Raw genomic sequence first — 15,929 nt, 5'->3', positions numbered from 1 at the left:
TGACGACCTGACCGTGCCGACGGCGACGTCGGTGATGCACGACCACGATCGAGGCGAGACCTGTGGGACCTGACGAAGCAACGACCTGGGGGCGGGTCGACGAGAACGGGACGGTGTACGTCCGGTACGAGGACACCGAGAAAGCCGTCGGTGAGTACCCGGACGCGACACCCGACGAAGCCCTCGCCTACTTCGCGCGGAAGTACGCCGACCTCGAGGGGCAGGTGAAGATCGCCGAGCAGCGCGTCCAGCGTGGTGCCTCGGCGAACGACGTCGCCCGCACGGTGGAGCACCTGCAGGCCCTCGTGGCCGAGGCCCGGGTCGTCGGCGACCTCAAGTCGCTCGAGACCCGCGTCGCCGCCCTGACCGAGCAGCTCGGCTCCCTGACGAAGGAGCAGGCCGAGCAGGCACAGCAGGCCCTCGCGGACGCCCTGGCGCACCGCACCGCCCTGGTGGAAGAAGCCGAGGCCCTCGCCGCGGTCGACCCGGCACGGGCGCAGTGGAAGCAGATCACCGCGCAGCTCGACGACGTCTTCGCGCGGTGGCAGCAGCACCAGCACGACGGCCCGCGCATCCCCAAGAACGAGGCGAACGAGCTCTGGAAGCGTTTCCGCGCGGCCCGATCCACCGTCGACCAGCACCGTCGCGCGTTCTACTCCGAGCTCGACGCGCAGCACCGCGACGCCCGCAACCGCAAGCAGGAGCTCGTCCAGCAGGCCGAGGCGCTCGCTCCCCGCGGGTCCGACGCGATCCCGGCGTACCGCGAACTGCTCGACGACTGGAAGGGCGCGGGGCGGGCCGGCAAGCGGCACGACGACGCACTCTGGGCGCGATTCAAGGCCGCGGGTGACGTGCTGTTCGAGCAGCGCCACGCCGAAGCCGCCGCCGAGAACGTCGAGTACTCGGCCAACCTCGAAGCGAAGCAGGCCCTCCTGACCGAGGCCGAGCCGCTCCTGAAGGTGACCGACCGGGCCGCCGCACGCAAGACCCTCACGGGCATCCAGCGCCGGTGGGACGAGATCGGCAAGGTCCCCCGCGGCGACGTCCGGCGCATCGAGGACCGTCTGCGCGCGGTCGAGGACCACGTGCGCAGCCTCGAGGACGAGCACTGGAAGGCGTCCGACCCGGAGCGCAAGGCCCGTCAGACCGGTCTCGCGAGCCAGCTCGAGGACGCGATCGGCAAGCTCGAAGCGGAGCTCGCCGATGCCCAGGCCTCGGGCGACGCCCGCAAGATCAAGGACGCGCAGGAAGCGCTCGACGCCCGCAAGATCTGGCTCGACGCCCTCGGCGGCTGATCCGCCCCGTACGACGAAGCCCCCGCGACCGTTCGGTCGCGGGGGCTTCGACGTGCGGTCGCAGGGCTTGGGGGACGTCCGCAGTGTGCGAGGTCCCGCACACCGTGGGACGCGGATGCCCTCGCACCGAGGCCGGAACCTCGCACACTGCGACAACTGGTCAGACGACGGCGGGGAGCCCCAGCAGCGTCCGGATGTCACGGTCGTCCTGCCGCATCTGCTCGGCGAGCTCGTCCATCGAGTCGAACTTCACCATGCCCCGCACGTACGAGACGAACAGCACCGAGATCGTGTCGCCGTAGAGGTCGATGTCCACGTCGAGCAGGTGCGCCTCGATCTGCTTCGCCGGCACGCCCTCGAACGTCGGGTTGTTGCCGACCGAGACGGCAGCCGGGTACACCGTGCCGTCGTGCAGCACCCGTGCGGCGTAGACGCCGTCGGCGGGGACGAAGCCCTCGGACGCCGGGTCGAGGTTCGCCGTCGGGTAGCCCATCGCCCGACCGCGCTCGTTCCCGTGCACGACGACGCTCCGCACCGCGTGTTCACGGCCGAGCAGGCGCGCGGCTTCGGCGACGCGGCCGTCCCCGAGGAGCTCGCGGATCCACGTCGAGGACACCCGTCGCTCGCCGTCCGGCCGGACGTCGTCGACCAGGTCGACGTCGTCGATGAGCTCGACGGTGAAGCCGTGCTGCTCCCCCAGCTCGCGCAGGAGGGCGACGTCGCCGGCGCCCTTCGCCCCGAACCGGAAGTCGCTGCCGACGAACACGAGCTGGGCGTGCAGGGTGTCGACGAGGATCTCGGACACGAAGGCCTCTGGTGCCTTCGACTGGAGCTCGTGGTCGAACCGGAGCAGCAGGGTGGCGTCGACCCCGACGTCGTCGAGCAGCTCGCGCCGCTGGGCGATGCTCGTCAGGGCGGGCGGCACCTTGTCCGGGTCGATCACGTCGAGCGGGTGGCGGTCGAACGTCACGACCGTGGACACGAGGCCGTGCTCGCGCGCCGCACGCTCGAGGTGCGCGATGACCGCACGGTGTCCGACGTGGACCCCGTCGAACTTCCCGATGGTGACCGCGCTCGGCCCGAAGCCCTGCGCCACGTCGGCGGTGTCGTCGTAGTACTGCACGTCGGTCCCTACTCGCCGGCCGGTACGGCGGACGGGGTCGTCTCGGTCGCGGTGGCGGTGCGGTGGTGCTTGCGGAGCCACCAGAGTCCGGCCACCGGCAGCACCAGCGGCGCGAAGGCGTAGCCCATGCCGTAGTACGACCAGATGGTGTCGTCGGGGAACAGCTGCCGGTCGAAGAGCGACAGCGTGCCGATCACGAGCACGCCGGTCATCTCGAAGACGATCGTGACGCAGGCCACGCGGTACCAGAACCGACCCGGCACGATGAGGGCGATCATCGCGACGATGTACACGACCGCGGCGACGGCGCTGAGGGTGTACGCGAACGGTGCGAACGAGAACTTCTCGATGATCTGCACGACGCTGCGTCCCGTCGCTGCCAGCGCGAGGATGCCGTAGACGGCGATGAGGACGCGGCCGATGCCGGTCGCGAGGGAGGATCTGGTCGCCATTGCACCGATTCTACCGACGGCGGGCGGCCAGGATGACGCACCACGACGAACGCGCAGTCGCCGAGGGCACGCGAGCGGGTCAGTTCAGGGCGAACCAGATCTGGTACATCCGGTAGACCATCACCGCGACCGTGAACGCACCGGCCCCGAGGACCACCGTGCTCCACTTCGTCCGGTCGATGAGCGCCCAGACGATGGTCGCCGGCGGGACGAGGAGCACCGAGACCGCGTACACGCCGAACTCGAGCGCGTTGCCGACCGGCGGGCTGCCCGTGGCCGGCAGGACGAGGGAGATCACACCCTGGGCGAGGAGCAGCAGCTCGATGAGCGCGAGCGACCCGACCGTGTAGTCGTTCGGCTTCCAACCGATGAACCCCACGACGACCGCGAAGAGCCCGGCGAGCACGGCGATGACGAGCTGCACCCACATGAACCACTCGATCACGCGCCCACCCCCGGTGCCGTCGGGAAGTTGGTGATGACGCGCAGCAGTCCGCGTCGCACCGAGACGAGCCCGACGAGCCGGTCCCCCTCGGTGGCGACGGCCGCGACCGGGCCGTCGGTGTCCGGGTGGTCCGCCGCGACGCGCTTGCCGTCGGCGAGGTCCTTCGCCGCGGCCGGGTCGAGCGGCACGGACGGGAACAGGGTGCGGGCGACGTCGACCGGTCGGGCGAGTGCAGCCCGGACGTCGACGGACTCGTCCTCGAGGTCGATCGCGTCGTCGACGCTGAAGGGGCCGACCTCGGTGCGGCGGAGCGCGGTGAGGTGGGCGCCGGTGCCGAGTGCGGCGCCGACGTCACGGGCCAGCGCGCGCACGTAGGTGCCGGACGAGCACGACACGACGACGTCGAGGTCGATCACGGCCACGTCCTCGCCGTCGACCGAGACGACGCGGTCGCCCCGGCCGGTGACGTCGAACCGCGACACCGTCACGGTCCGGGACTGCAGGACGACCGCTTCACCCTTGCGCGCGAGGTCGTAGGCGCGGCGGCCGTCGACCTTGATGGCGCTGACGGTCGACGGCACCTGCGAGATCTGTCCGCGCTGCGCGGCGACGGCCCGCTCGACGGCGGCCTCGGACACGTCCGCCGAGGACGTGCCCACGGCTGCGGTGGGGGTCCCGTCGGCGTCGTCCGAGTCGGTCGAGACCCCGAGACGGATCGTGGCGGTGTAGGTCTTGCCGAGCCCGACGAGGTGGGTCAGGAGCCGGGTCGACGGGCCGATCCCGAGCAGGAGCAGGCCGGTCGCCATCGGGTCGAGCGTGCCGGCGTGGCCGACCTTCTTCAGGCCCAGCCGACGTCGGGCGATGGAGACGACCCGGTGGCTGGAGATCCCCTGCGGCTTGTCGACGAGGAGGATGCCGTCGGGCGCGGTTTCGAGCACCAGAGGAGATTACCAGCGCTCCGGCGACTCAGCAGGCGTCGTTCCACTCGCGACGCGGGTGCTCGGGGTCGGTGACGTCCAGCACCGCGGACGCGGCGATCTTGACGTCCGCGCGGCGTTCGAGGCGCCCGGACTCCTGCTCCACCCACAGCGACCAGCGCCAGAGCCGGTGGGCACCGTGTGCCAGCACCCCGTGTCCGTGCACCACGAGGATGCCAGGGCCCTCGCCGGTGGACCGGAACGGCGCGACGAGGTCGGCCCGCAGCGCGTCGACGTCGCTCGACGGTGCGGCAGCGGCCATCGCGGACACCCCGTGCTGCTGGAAGCCGTCGACGAGCCCGGAGGCCACGCGTTCGAGGTCGACGCCGTCCTGTCCGTCGATGCCGACGACCGTCCGGTTCGTGCCGACCTGCGCGATCACCTCGGCCGCGATCGCGGCCATGGTGTCGGTCTCCTGGGGTGCCCAACGTGCCATGCACCCACCGTAGGCTGTCGTGGTGAACGCGAGTCGTGCCTCCAGTCCGAATGTGGACAACCCGACCCGTCCACAGGACGCGACCCCACGAACGGACATCGCGACGCCGCTCATCGCGTGGTTCCGCGCCGAGGCGCGCGACCTGCCGTGGCGGCGTCCCGGGTTCCCCGCGTGGGGCACGCTGGTCAGCGAGATCATGTTGCAGCAGACGCAGGTCGCGCGCGTCGTGCCCCGCCTGGAGGCATGGCTCACCCGCTGGCCGACGCCTGCGGACCTCGCGGCCTCACCCCCGGCGGACGCGGTGCGTGCCTGGGACCGGCTCGGCTACCCGAGACGGGCGCTCGCGCTGCACGCGGCCGCGACGGGGATCGCCGAGCAGCACGACAACGTGGTGCCCCGGGACGTGGACGCGCTGCTCGCGCTGCCCGGGATCGGGGACTACACGGCCCGGGCGGTCGCCGTGTTCGCGTACGGCGACCGGCACCCGGTCGTCGACGTGAACGTCCGGCGCGTCCTCGCCCGCGCCCTGCTCGGCCAGGGCGAACCGGGCCCGGCGAAGGCGAAGCAGGACCTCCCGCTGATGGAGTCGGTGCTGCCGGACGACCGTGACGACGCCGCAGCGACGAACGCCGCGGTGATGGAGCTCGGCGCGCTCGTCTGCGTCGCCAGCTCCCCCGCGTGCGACAGGTGCCCGATCGCCGACCGCTGCGCGTGGCGGGCCGCCGACTACCCGGAGCACGACGGCCCACGCGCGCCGAAGCAGGCGAAGTTCGCCGGCAGCGACCGGCAGGTGCGCGGGCTCATCATGGCGGAGCTCCGCGCGAGCGACGTCCCCGTCACGCGCGACGAGATCGAACCGGTGTGGCCCGACGCGGAGCAGCGGGACCGGGCGCTCGCGTCGCTCCTGCGCGACGGACTGGCCGTCGGGGACGACGCGAGCGGCTACCGGCTGCCCGAGGGCTGATCGGACGGGTCAGGCGCGCGCCGCGTCGGCGTCGTCCTCGTCCTCGTCCTCGTCGTGCTTGTACGGGTCGGCGTCGCCGGCGTAGGTCGCGCCGGCCGCGGCTGCACGGACCTGCTCGTCGCGCACCTGGGCCTGCACGAGCAGGTCCTCCATGTGCGCCGAGGTCTCCGGCAGGGCGTCGGCGATGAATTCGAGCGACGGGGTCAGACGAGCGGTGATGTTCTTGCCGACCTCGGACCGGAGCATCCCGGTCGCGGCCTTGAGCGCCGCGGCGGAGTCGGCACGCTCCTCGTCGGTGCCGTACACGGTGTAGAAGATCGACGCGTGCTGCAGGTCACCGGTCACACGGACGTCGGTGATCGTCACGAACCCGAGTCGCGGGTCGCGAAGGCCCTTGTCGAGTCGGCGTGCGACGACTTCCTTGATGCGGTCCGCCATCTTGCGTGCGCGCTGCGGATCGGCCATGGGTGCCTCCTGTGGAGATGTCTTGCTCTGGAACGGGGCTGGGCCCCGACCTCCCGTGAAGGAAGCCGGGGCCCAGGGTAGTCACGCGATCAGTCGCGCGGCTTCTCGACGAGCTCGGTGGTCTCGATCTCGTCGCCGATCTGGATGTCGTTGAACTTGCCCAGACCGATACCGGCTTCGAAGTCCGTGCGGACCTCGGTCACGTCGTCCTTGAAGCGACGCAGCGACTCGATGGCCAGACCATCGGCGAGCACCACGCCTTCGCGGATGACGCGCGCCTTGGCGTTGCGCGTGATCGTGCCGGAGCGGACGATGACACCCGCGATGTTGCCGAACTTCGAGGAACGGAACACCTCGCGGATCTCGGCGACACCCGACTGGACCTCTTCGTACTCGGGCTTGAGCATGCCCTTGAGGGACTGCTCGATGTCCTCGAGTGCGTTGTAGATGACCGAGTAGAAGCGCACGTCGATGCCTTCGCGCGCTGCACGCTCGCGGGCCTTGACGTCCGGGCGGACGTTGAAGCCGACGACGATCGCGTTGTCGATCGTGGCCAGGTCGATGTCCGACTCCGTGATCGCACCGACGCCGCGGTGCAGGATCCGGAGCTGGACGCTGTCGTCGACCTCGATGTCCAGGAGCGACTGCTCGAGTGCCTCGACGGCACCGGAGACGTCACCCTTGATGATGAGGTTGAGCGAGTCGACCTTGCCCTCTTCGAGTGCACGGGTGAAGTCCTCGAGCGAGATGCGCTTACGGGCCTTGGCCAGCTGGGCGTTGCGCTCGGCGGCTTCACGCTTCTCGGCGATCTGACGTGCCGTGCGGTCCTCTTCGGTGACGAGGAAGGTGTCACCGGCGCGGGGCACCGAGGACAGACCCTGCACCTGGACCGGACGGCTCGGCGTCGCGGCCTTGACCGCCACGCCGTTCTCGTCGGTCATCGCACGGACGCGGCCGTAAGCCGTCCCCGCCACGATGGCGTCGCCGACGTGCAGTGTGCCGGACTGGATGAGCACGGTCGCAACCGAACCACGGCCCTTGTCGAGGCGTGCTTCGATCGCCACACCGCGGGCGTCCTTGTCGGGGTTCGCACGCAGGTCGAGACCGGCGTCGGCCGTGAGCAGCACGGCGTCCAGGAGGTCCTGGATGCCGATGTTCTGACGAGCCGACACGTCGACGAACATGACATCGCCGCCGTACTCCTCGGCCACCAGGTTGTACTCGGTGAGCTGCTGGCGGACCTTGGCCGGGTTCGCGCCTTCCTTGTCGATCTTGTTCACCGCGACCACGATCGGCACACCGGCCGACTGCGCGTGGTTCAGTGCCTCGATCGTCTGGGGCATGATGCCGTCGTCCGCCGCGACCACGAGGATCGCGATGTCCGTCACCTGGGCACCACGGGCACGCATGGCCGTGAAGGCCTCGTGACCCGGGGTGTCGATGAAGGTGATCGGGCGCTCGATGCCCTCGTGCTCGGTGACGATCTGGTACGCACCGATGTGCTGGGTGATGCCACCGGCTTCGCCCTCGACGACCTTCGAGTTGCGGATCGCGTCGAGCAGGCGGGTCTTGCCGTGGTCGACGTGACCCATGACGGTGACCACCGGGGGCCGCTGCTGCAGCACCGAGTCGTCCTCGTCGTCCAGCTCGGCTTCGAGGTCGATGTCGAAGCCCTCGAGGAGCTCCTTGTCCTCGTCTTCCGGCGAGACGATCTGGATCTTGTAGCCCAGCTCCTCGCCGAGGACCTCGAACGTGGCCTCGTCCAGCGACTCGGTCGCGGTCGCCATCTCACCGAGGTGGAACAGCACCGTCACCAGGTTGCCGGGGCTCGCGTCGATCTTGTCGGCGAAGTCCGAGATGCTCGCACCGCGACGCAGACGGACGACCGTGTTGCCGTCGCCACGAGGGACCTGCACACCGCCGAGCGACGGCGCCTGCCGCATCTCGTACTCGGCGCGCTTCGTCCGCTTCGACTTGCGGGCACGGCTCTTGCCGCCACCGCGACCGAACGCACCAGCGGTACCGCCACCGGGGCCACGACCGCGGCCACCGCCACCGGCGGGACGCGGGCCGCTGAAGGCCGGACGCGGGAAGCCGCCACCGGCACCACCGGCACCGCCCGGACGACCACCGGGGCCGCCACGACCGCCGCCACCCTGGCCCGGGCGCTGCCCGAAGCCGTTCGGACGGCCTGCCTGGCCGGGACCACCGGGACGCGGAGCGCCCGGACGGGGAGCACCCGGACGCGGCGGGGCCGGACGCGGGATGCCGTTGCCGCCACCGGCGCCGGCGGCGGGGCGTTGGCCCATGCCCTGGTTGGACGAGTACGGGTTGTTGCCCGGACGCGGCGGGCGCGAGCCCATGCCCTGGCTCGACGCGTAGGGGTTGTTGCCGGGACGTGCGCCCGGCTTCGGGCCACCCGGCTTGGGGCCGGCTGCGGCACCGGGCTTCGGTGCGCCGCCGGGCTTGACGGCGTCGTCCTTCGGCTCGGCTGCTGCGTCGGGGCCGGCGTCGCCGGACTTCTCGGCAGCGGCCTTGTCGGCAGCGGCGGCCTTGCGAGCAGCCTCGGCCTCGGCCTGTCGCTGGGCGACGGACTTCGGGGCGGCCGGCGTCGGCACGTCGGCGGCGGGCGCCTGCACCTCGGGCTCGGGCTCGGGGGTGGGTGCCGGACGGGCCGGACCCGGGCGGGGGCCGCCGGGCTTCGGTGCGCCCGACTTCGGCGCCGCGGTCTTGGCCGGCGCGCTCGGGGTCTGTGCCGCAGCGGGCTTCGACGCCGAGGCGCCGTCAGCCTGCAGCGCAGCACGGAGCTTGCGCGCTACGGGGGGTTCGACACTGGAGCTCGGGCCCTTGACGAACTCGCCGAGTTCCTTGAGCTTCTCCATTGCGGTCTTGCTGTCGACACCGAGTTCGGATGCGATCTCGTGTACGCGTGGTTTTGCCACTGTTCTCCTTCACGGGTCCCACCCCGTGGAGGGGCAGGACTCAATGGATGACGGGTCTCATTTCGAGCCGCTCATCAGTTGTCCATAAGCCGTTCAGCCTGTTCTGTCATGTCCTGGTCGCGTGCCTGTGGTTCGGGGCGCCGGAGCGCTTCGAGGTAGTCACGCACCGCGGACGTGTCCGGTTCATGATCGAGCCGGAGCGCCCGGCGGTACGCCTTGCGCTTGACGGCCTGATCATGTGCTTCGACGGTCGGGGTGAGCCACGCTCCCCGCCCCGGCATGACTGCCTTCGGGTCCGCCACGACACGACCGTCGCTCAGGGCGACGACACGGAGGAGGGAGGACCGGGGAGCACGACGGCGACTGCCGATGCATGTTCTGACGGGAACCACCTTACTCCTCCCTCTCGACGACCGCGATCCGGCACGCCCGGACCGGACGTGCCACGAGCGAAACCGTCAGTCCTCGCCGTCCAGGATCGAGTCCGGCTGGATGTCGATCCGGGCGCCCGTGAGCTTCGCGGCGAGGCGGGCGTTCTGCCCTTCCTTGCCGATCGCGAGCGACAGCTGGTAGTCCGGCACGAGGGCGCGGACGGCCTTCGTCGAGGCGTCGAGCACGAAGGCGCTCGTCACCTTGGCCGGCGACAGGGCGCTGGCGACGAACGAGGCCAGGTCGGACGAGTAGTCGACGATGTCGATCTTCTCGGCGCCGAGCTCCGTCGTCACGGCACGGACGCGGGCACCGAGTTCGCCGATGCACGCACCCTTCGCGTTCACACCGGGCTCGTTCGCCTTGACCGCGATCTTCGTGCGGTGGCCGGCCTCGCGCGCGAGGGAGGTGATCTCCACGACGCCGGACGCGATCTCCGGGACCTCGAGCGCGAACAGCTTGCGGACCAGGCCGGGGTGGGTGCGCGAGACCGTGATCTGCGGACCCTTCATGCCGCGGCCGACGCTCGTCACGTAGACGCGCAGCCGTGCACCGTGCTTGTAGTCCTCGCCGGGCACCTGCTCCTCCGGCGGCAGGATCGCCTCGACGGTGCCGAGGTCGACGTGCACCATCTTCGGGTTCGGGCCCTGCTGGACGATGCCCGCGACGATGTCGCCTTCCTTGCCGCGGAACTCGCCGAGGATCTTGTCGTCGCCGATGTCGCGCAGGCGCTGGTTGATGACCTGCTTGGCGGCGAACGCGGCGATGCGACCGAAGTCGCTGGGCTGGTCGACGGCCTCGCCGATCACGGTGCCCTCGTCGTCGCGCTCGGGCACGTAGACCGAGACCTCGCCCGACTTGCGGTCGAGCTCGACGCGGACGTCCGCTTCGACGGGCTCCTCGTTCTCGGTGCGGTGCTTCTGGTACGCCGTCAGGATGGCCTGTTCGATGATCTGGACGAGTTCGTCGAACGGGATCTCCCGCTCACGCTCCATGAGTCGCAGGACTGCGAGATCGATCTTCACCGAGGGCCTCCGTATTCAGATGAGTCGCTCCCGCGGATGGAACCGCGCGGAAGTCGGCGACCAGACTACCGCACTGCGGGTCGCGGACCCGGCCGGACGACGGACGGGAGGCACGGTGCCAGCTGGCACCGCGCCTCCCGTCCGTCGTGTCGTCACGTCGGGGGCGTGACCCGCTAGATCGCGCGGACCGCCTCGAGCAGCTCGGCGACCGGCACGTCGCGGCGTTCGCCGCTCGCCCGGTTCCACAGCTCGACGACGCCGTCGGCGGCGCCGCGACCGGCGACGACGACGATCGGCATGCCGAGCAGCTCGGCGTCGCGCAGCTTCACGCCGGGCGAGACCTTCGGACGGTCGTCGTAGAGGACCTCGAACCGCTCACCCTCGAGCTCGGCGACGATCGACGTGGCCAGGTCGTAGGCGACCTCGTCCTTGCCGGTCGCGACGACGTGCACGTCGAACGGTGCGACGTTCTTCGGCCAGGCGAGGCCCTTCTCGTCGTTGTGCGCCTCGGCGAGGATCGCGAGGATGCGCGTCACGCCGATGCCGTACGAGCCCATCGTGACCGTGGCGAGCTTGCCGTTCTCGTCCTGCACCTTGAGGCCGAGCGCCTCGGCGTACTTGCGGCCGAGCTGGAAGACGTGGCCGATCTCCATGCCGCGCGCGGTCTCGAGCGGACCGGAGCCGTCGGGGGCCGGGTCGCCGGCGCGGACGTCGGACACCTCGGCGACGCCGTCGGCCACGAAGTCACGACCGGCGACGAGCCCGGAGACGTGCACGCCGCGCTCGTTCGCGCCCGTGATCCACGCGGTGCCGTCGACCACGCGGGGGTCGACGAAGTAGCGGATGCCCGTCGTGCTCTCGGCGCCGAGGACCTGCGGGCCGATGTAGCCCTTGACCAGGCCCGTGTGCTTGCGGAAGTCGTCGTCACCGGCGGGCTCGACCTCGGCCGGGGCGAAGGCCACCTCGGCGCGCTTCAGGTCGACGTCGCGGTCACCGGGGAGCCCGACGACGACGATCTCGCGCGTGCCGTCGAGGTGCGTCAGGGCGAGCACGACGTTCTTCAGCGTGTCGGCGGCCGTCCAAGGTGCGCCGTCGCGCGGTGCGATCTCGTTCGCGTGCGCCACGAGCGTCTCGATCGTCGGGGTGTCCGACGCGGGCAGGAGCACGGGTTCGGGCTGTCCCTCGATCGGCAGGGCGTCCGGCACCGGGGTGACGTAGGCCTCGACGTTGGCCGCGTAGCCGCCGGCACTGCGGACGAAAGTGTCCTCGCCGACGCCGATCGGGTGCAGGAACTCCTCGGACTTCGAGCCGCCCATCGCGCCGGCGTCCGCCTTGACGATGACGTACTCGAGACCGAGTCGGGCGAAGATCTTCTCGTAGGCGTCGCGCATGATCTGGTAGCTGCGCTCGAGGCCCTCGTCGGTGAGGTCGAACGAGTACGCGTCCTTCATGGTGAACTCGCGGCCGCGCAGGAGTCCGGCGCGGGGGCGTGCCTCGTCGCGGTACTTGTCCTGGATCTGGAACAGCGTGACGGGGAGGTCCTTGTACGAGCCGTACAGGTCCTTCACCAGGAGCGCGAACATCTCCTCGTGCGTGGGCGCGAGCAGGTAGTCGGCACCCTTGCGGTCCTGCAGGCGGAACATGCCGTCGCCGTACTCGGTCCAGCGGTTCGTCGCCTCGTACGGCTCGCGCGGCAGGAGCGCCGGGAGCAGGACCTCCTGCGCGCCGGCGGCGACCATCTCGTCGCGGATGATCGCCTCGATGCGGGCGCGGACCTTCAGACCGAGCGGCAACCACGCGAAGATCCCCGGGGACTGGCGACGGACGTAGCCGGCGCGGACGAGGAGCTTCGCGCTCGTCACCTCGGCGTCGGAGGGGTCGTCGCGGAGCGTACGGAGGAACAGATGCGAAAGCCGTGTGACCACGGGGCAAGCCTAGCGGCGCGTGGGAGTGGGTGCGGCGGGCGTCTGCGGTCGGGAGGCGCGGTGCGGGCTGGCACCGTGCCTCCCGTCCTGCGTTCGGTCCGGTGTGCGGCACTTCGTGAGCAGAAGAGGTCGGGTGCGTTCGCGCGACCCGACCTCTTCTGCTCACGAAAGCGCTGCGCGCGCCCGCGCGCGCTGCCCGCGCGCGCGCCTACGACGTGACGACGAGCGGCTTGCCGGTGCCGGCCGCCGGCCCCATCTCGTCGGCGAGACGGTTCGCCTCGGTGATCAGGGTCTCGACGATCTCGGCCTCGGGAACCGTCTTGATGACCTCGCCCTTGACGAAGATCTGCCCCTTGCCGTTGCCGGACGCGACGCCGAGGTCGGCCTCACGCGCCTCGCCCGGGCCGTTCACGACACAGCCCATGACGGCGACGCGGAGCGGCACGGTCATGCCCTCGAGCCCCTTCGTCACGTCGTTCGCCAGCTGGTAGACGTCGACCTGGGCCCGGCCGCAGCTGGGGCACGAGACGATCTCGAGCTTGCGCTCGCGGAGGTTGAGTGACTGCAGGATCTGCAGGCCGACCTTGACCTCTTGCGCAGGCGGGGCGGAGAGGGACACGCGGATGGTGTCGCCGATGCCCTCGGCCAGCAGGATGCCGAACGCCGTGGCGCTCTTGATGGTGCCCTGGAACTCCGGGCCGGCCTCGGTCACGCCGAGGTGCAGCGGCCAGTCCCCCGCCGCTGCGAGCTGCCGGTAGGCCTTCACCATGACGATCGGGTCGTTGTGCTTGACCGAGATCTTGAAGTCGTGGAAGTCGTGCTCCTCGAACAGGGAGGCTTCCCACACGGCGGACTCGACGAGCGCCTCGGGCGTGGCCTTGCCGTACTTCTGCAGCAGGGTCGGCTCGAGGGAACCGGCGTTGACGCCGATGCGGAGTGAGACGCCGGCGTCCTTCGCGGCCTTGGCGATGGCGCCGACCTGGTCGTCGAACTTCCGGATGTTGCCCGGGTTCACACGGACCGCGGCGCACCCGGCGTCGATGGCCTGGAAGACGTACTTCGGCTGGAAGTGGATGTCGGCGATGACCGGGATCTGCGACTTCTTCGCGATGATCGGCAGCGCGTCGGCGTCGTCCTGGCTCGGCACCGCCACGCGGACGATGTCGCAACCGGACGCCGTGAGCTCGGCGATCTGCTGGAGGGTCGCGTTGATGTTCGTCGTCGGCGTCGTGGTCATCGACTGGACGGACACCGGCGCATCGCCGCCCACGAGCACCTTGCCGACCCGGATCTGCCGGGACTTGCGGCGCGGGCTCAGGGTTTCGGGGACTTTCGGCAGACCGAGGTTCACTGCAGGCACGAGGTGCACTCTACCCGCTCCCGGTGACGCCCAGCCCCGCGCACGCGTGATGCTCAGACGACGGTGATGAGCGGCGCGTAGAGCCGCATCGCCGCGAGGGCGCGCTCGTGGTCCTCGTCGCTCGCCCCGGCGCACGCGTCCGCCACGACGGTCACCGTCGCGCCGGCGTCCGCGGCCGCCAGCGCGGTCGACAGGACGCAGCAGTCGGTGGACACCCCGACCAGGACGAGGTGCGGGTGGTCGCCGGTGACGGCCTGGAGGCGCGTCCCCCACTTGCCGAAGGTCGTCTCGGTGACGACGGCGTCGCGTCGGTCCGCGGCTGCCGTCGCGAAGGGCTCGGTCAGGTCCCAGAGCGGGTCGGTGTCCGGCACGAGCGCGAACGACCAGTCCCGGTAGTAGGGCACCCAGGCACCCCGCGGGTGCTCCGGAGCGACGAAGCGGGTGAACACGGTGCGGCCGGTGAACCGCGGGAGCAGGCGCTCGATCCCGGCGGCGGCGTGGTCGAAGCGCCCGGTGGCCCAGGGGCTCTCGCCCGTGAAGACCTCCTGCATGTCCACGACGACGAGCCACGCGTCGTCCGGTACCCCGGCGACGGCGGCCTCGACCGCGCTCATGCCTGCTCCTGCCGGCGGACCGAGCCGCGGGCGAACAGCAGGGTGCCGAGGAACCCGACGACGAGCGCCACGAGCACCCCGAGGTTCGCGTACGCCCAGGCACCAGTGCGCCCGCCGAGGCCGAACGGCTCGAGCAGGTACCCCTGCCAGTTGAGCCAGGACGGCACGCCGTACGTGTTCGTCACCAGGCCCCAGCCGAGCGCGGTCCCCACGACGACGAGGCCGACGGCGAGCCAGCGCACGTCGCCGTACCGGCCACGGCGGTCCTCGAGCTCCCGCTCGGCGTACGGAGCCCGGCGGATCACGACGTCGGCGACGAAGATCCCGCACCACGCGGCGATCGGCACGCCGAGCGTCACGAGGAACGCCTGGAACGGCTGGATGAACGAGTCGGCGAAGAACACCACGTAGACGGCGCCCGCCACCATGAACACGCCGTCGACCCCGGCCGCGACGGGCCTCGGGATGCGGATGCCGGCGCTCAGCAGGGCCAGTCCGGAGCTGTAGATGTCGAGCACCGCACCGCCGACGAGCCCGAGCACGGCGACGAGGGCGAACGGGATGAGGAACCACACCGGCAGCACGGTCGTCAGCGCACCGATCGGGTCGGCGGCGATCGCCGTGTTGAGGTCCTTCGACGAGCCGGCGAGCAGGACGCCGAGGACGACGAGCACGATCGGCGCGAGCGCCCCGCCGAACGTGGTCCACCAGACGACCCCGCGGGTCGAGGCCGACCGTGGCAGGTAGCGCGAGTAGTCCGCGGCGGCGTTGACCCAACCGAGGCCGAACCCGGTCATCACGAGCACGAGGGCGCCGACGACGTTCTGGGCGCTCCCGGCCGGCAGTGCGGCGATCGCACCGAGGTCGATCGAGGGCAGCGCGAGCACCACGTAGACGATCGTCAGCACCGCGGTGATGACGGTGATCCACGTCTGCAGCCGCATGATCACGTCGAACCCGGCGATGCCCGCACCGACGACGAGTGCAGCGACGACCACGAGTGCGACGAGCTTCGTCAGGACGCCGCCGTCCCACCCGAGCTCCCGGAACACCGTCGACGTGGCCAGGACCGCCGCCGACGCGAGCGCGGTCTCCCACCCGACGGTGAGGATCCAGCTGAGGAACGCCGGCAGCCGGTTCCCCCGGACGCCGAACGCCGCGCGGCCGAGCACCATCGTCGGTGCCGAGCCCCGTTTGCCGGCGATGGCGACGATCCCGCACAGCAGGAACGAGAACGCGACCCCGATGACGGAGACGATCGTGGCCTGCCAGAAGGAGATGCCGAACCCGAGGACGAACGAGCCGTACGACAGGCCGAGCACCGAGATGTTCGCCGCGAACCACGGCCAGAAGAGGTCCCTCGGACGTCCCTTCCGGTCGGACTCGGCGATGACGTCGGTGCCCTGCCGCTCGACCGTGCGGACTTCCGGAGCTGTGCTCATGTGCGAAAGCGTAGTGCGCGGCCGAGACCTCGTCG

The 15,929-nt window shown here is 70.9% G+C and carries 15 protein-coding genes; 2 read left to right on the top strand and 13 right to left on the bottom strand.

Annotated features, from left to right (window positions below; translation table 11 throughout):
- Window positions 1-62 precede the first annotated feature (62 nt).
- Entirely contained in the window at window positions 63-1,295 is a 1,233-nt protein-coding gene (locus ACIPKM_RS03105) for a DUF349 domain-containing protein (RefSeq protein ID WP_175473779.1), read from the top strand.
- Between the two features lie 160 nt (window positions 1,296-1,455).
- Here ACIPKM_RS03105 and ACIPKM_RS03100 read toward each other — a convergent pair whose 3' ends face one another.
- The 5 genes from ACIPKM_RS03100 to ACIPKM_RS03080 form a co-directional block, all read right to left on the bottom strand.
- Window positions 1,456-2,418 (bottom strand): bifunctional riboflavin kinase/FAD synthetase, encoded by a 963-nt coding sequence (locus ACIPKM_RS03100; RefSeq protein WP_070416262.1) that lies wholly within the window; start codon window positions 2,416-2,418, stop codon window positions 1,456-1,458.
- A gap of 8 nt (window positions 2,419-2,426) precedes the next feature.
- Entirely contained in the window at window positions 2,427-2,870 is a 444-nt protein-coding gene (locus ACIPKM_RS03095; RefSeq protein WP_070416263.1) for a hypothetical protein, read from the bottom strand.
- A 79-nt stretch (window positions 2,871-2,949) separates the two neighbouring features.
- Complete coding sequence (locus ACIPKM_RS03090; RefSeq protein WP_070416264.1) at window positions 2,950-3,315, bottom strand: hypothetical protein; 366 nt, start codon at window positions 3,313-3,315, stop codon at window positions 2,950-2,952.
- On the bottom strand, window positions 3,312-4,253 hold the full coding sequence (truB, locus tag ACIPKM_RS03085; RefSeq protein ID WP_402736136.1) for a tRNA pseudouridine(55) synthase TruB: 942 nt from the start codon (window positions 4,251-4,253) through the stop codon (window positions 3,312-3,314). The genes ACIPKM_RS03090 and truB overlap by 4 nt, the downstream gene beginning before the upstream one ends.
- A 28-nt stretch (window positions 4,254-4,281) precedes the next feature.
- Window positions 4,282-4,728: a hypothetical protein gene (locus ACIPKM_RS03080; RefSeq protein WP_092386977.1), complete on the bottom strand. Its 447-nt coding sequence runs from the start codon at window positions 4,726-4,728 to the stop codon at window positions 4,282-4,284.
- A gap of 52 nt (window positions 4,729-4,780) precedes the next feature.
- Here ACIPKM_RS03080 and ACIPKM_RS03075 point away from each other — a divergent pair, with 52 nt between their 5' ends.
- Entirely contained in the window at window positions 4,781-5,692 is a 912-nt protein-coding gene (locus ACIPKM_RS03075) for an A/G-specific adenine glycosylase (protein WP_402736135.1), read from the top strand.
- Between the two features lie 9 nt (window positions 5,693-5,701).
- Here ACIPKM_RS03075 and rbfA read toward each other — a convergent pair whose 3' ends face one another.
- From rbfA to ACIPKM_RS03035, 8 genes are all read right to left on the bottom strand, one after another.
- On the bottom strand, window positions 5,702-6,157 hold the full coding sequence (rbfA, locus tag ACIPKM_RS03070) for a 30S ribosome-binding factor RbfA (protein ID WP_071303737.1): 456 nt from the start codon (window positions 6,155-6,157) through the stop codon (window positions 5,702-5,704).
- 89 nt (window positions 6,158-6,246) lie between these two features.
- Window positions 6,247-9,099: a translation initiation factor IF-2 gene (gene infB, locus ACIPKM_RS03065; RefSeq protein WP_402736134.1), complete on the bottom strand. Its 2,853-nt coding sequence runs from the start codon at window positions 9,097-9,099 to the stop codon at window positions 6,247-6,249.
- A 74-nt stretch (window positions 9,100-9,173) separates the two neighbouring features.
- Window positions 9,174-9,491: a YlxR family protein gene (locus ACIPKM_RS03060; protein ID WP_083294949.1), complete on the bottom strand. Its 318-nt coding sequence runs from the start codon at window positions 9,489-9,491 to the stop codon at window positions 9,174-9,176.
- Between the two features lie 66 nt (window positions 9,492-9,557).
- Complete coding sequence (nusA, locus tag ACIPKM_RS03055) at window positions 9,558-10,553, bottom strand: transcription termination factor NusA (RefSeq protein WP_402736133.1); 996 nt, start codon at window positions 10,551-10,553, stop codon at window positions 9,558-9,560.
- Window positions 10,554-10,726: 173 nt separating this feature from the next.
- Window positions 10,727-12,478, bottom strand: coding sequence for a proline--tRNA ligase (locus ACIPKM_RS03050; protein WP_402736132.1), 1,752 nt, complete (start codon window positions 12,476-12,478; stop codon window positions 10,727-10,729).
- Between the two features lie 208 nt (window positions 12,479-12,686).
- Window positions 12,687-13,817 (bottom strand): flavodoxin-dependent (E)-4-hydroxy-3-methylbut-2-enyl-diphosphate synthase, encoded by a 1,131-nt coding sequence (gene ispG / locus ACIPKM_RS03045; RefSeq protein WP_402736177.1) that lies wholly within the window; start codon window positions 13,815-13,817, stop codon window positions 12,687-12,689.
- A gap of 74 nt (window positions 13,818-13,891) precedes the next feature.
- Window positions 13,892-14,452 (bottom strand): cysteine hydrolase family protein, encoded by a 561-nt coding sequence (locus tag ACIPKM_RS03040; protein ID WP_402736131.1) that lies wholly within the window; start codon window positions 14,450-14,452, stop codon window positions 13,892-13,894.
- Complete coding sequence (locus ACIPKM_RS03035; RefSeq protein WP_092386971.1) at window positions 14,449-15,894, bottom strand: cytosine permease; 1,446 nt, start codon at window positions 15,892-15,894, stop codon at window positions 14,449-14,451. Before ACIPKM_RS03035 ends, ACIPKM_RS03040 begins: the two co-directional genes overlap by 4 nt.
- Window positions 15,895-15,929: the final 35 nt, after the last annotated feature.

It is taken from the genome of Curtobacterium sp. NPDC086286 (assembly GCF_044746255.1).
Taxonomy (GTDB): Bacteria; Actinomycetota; Actinomycetes; order Actinomycetales; family Microbacteriaceae; genus Curtobacterium.
Note: the sequence above shows the minus strand (reverse complement) of the source record. Positions and strands in the feature narration are given on the sequence as shown.

What these genes read in the sequence shown, in the direction of transcription:
- ACIPKM_RS03080 (WP_092386977.1), bottom strand. Translation starts at nt 4,728, where the DNA reads ATGGCACGTTGGGCACCCCAGGAGACCGACACCATGGCCGCGATCGCG.
- ACIPKM_RS03040 (WP_402736131.1), bottom strand. Translation starts at nt 14,452, where the DNA reads ATGAGCGCGGTCGAGGCCGCCGTCGCCGGGGTACCGGACGACGCGTGG.
- ACIPKM_RS03095 (WP_070416263.1), bottom strand. Translation starts at nt 2,870, where the DNA reads ATGGCGACCAGATCCTCCCTCGCGACCGGCATCGGCCGCGTCCTCATC.
- ACIPKM_RS03035 (WP_092386971.1), bottom strand. Translation starts at nt 15,894, where the DNA reads ATGAGCACAGCTCCGGAAGTCCGCACGGTCGAGCGGCAGGGCACCGAC.
- rbfA (WP_071303737.1), bottom strand. Translation starts at nt 6,157, where the DNA reads ATGGCCGATCCGCAGCGCGCACGCAAGATGGCGGACCGCATCAAGGAA.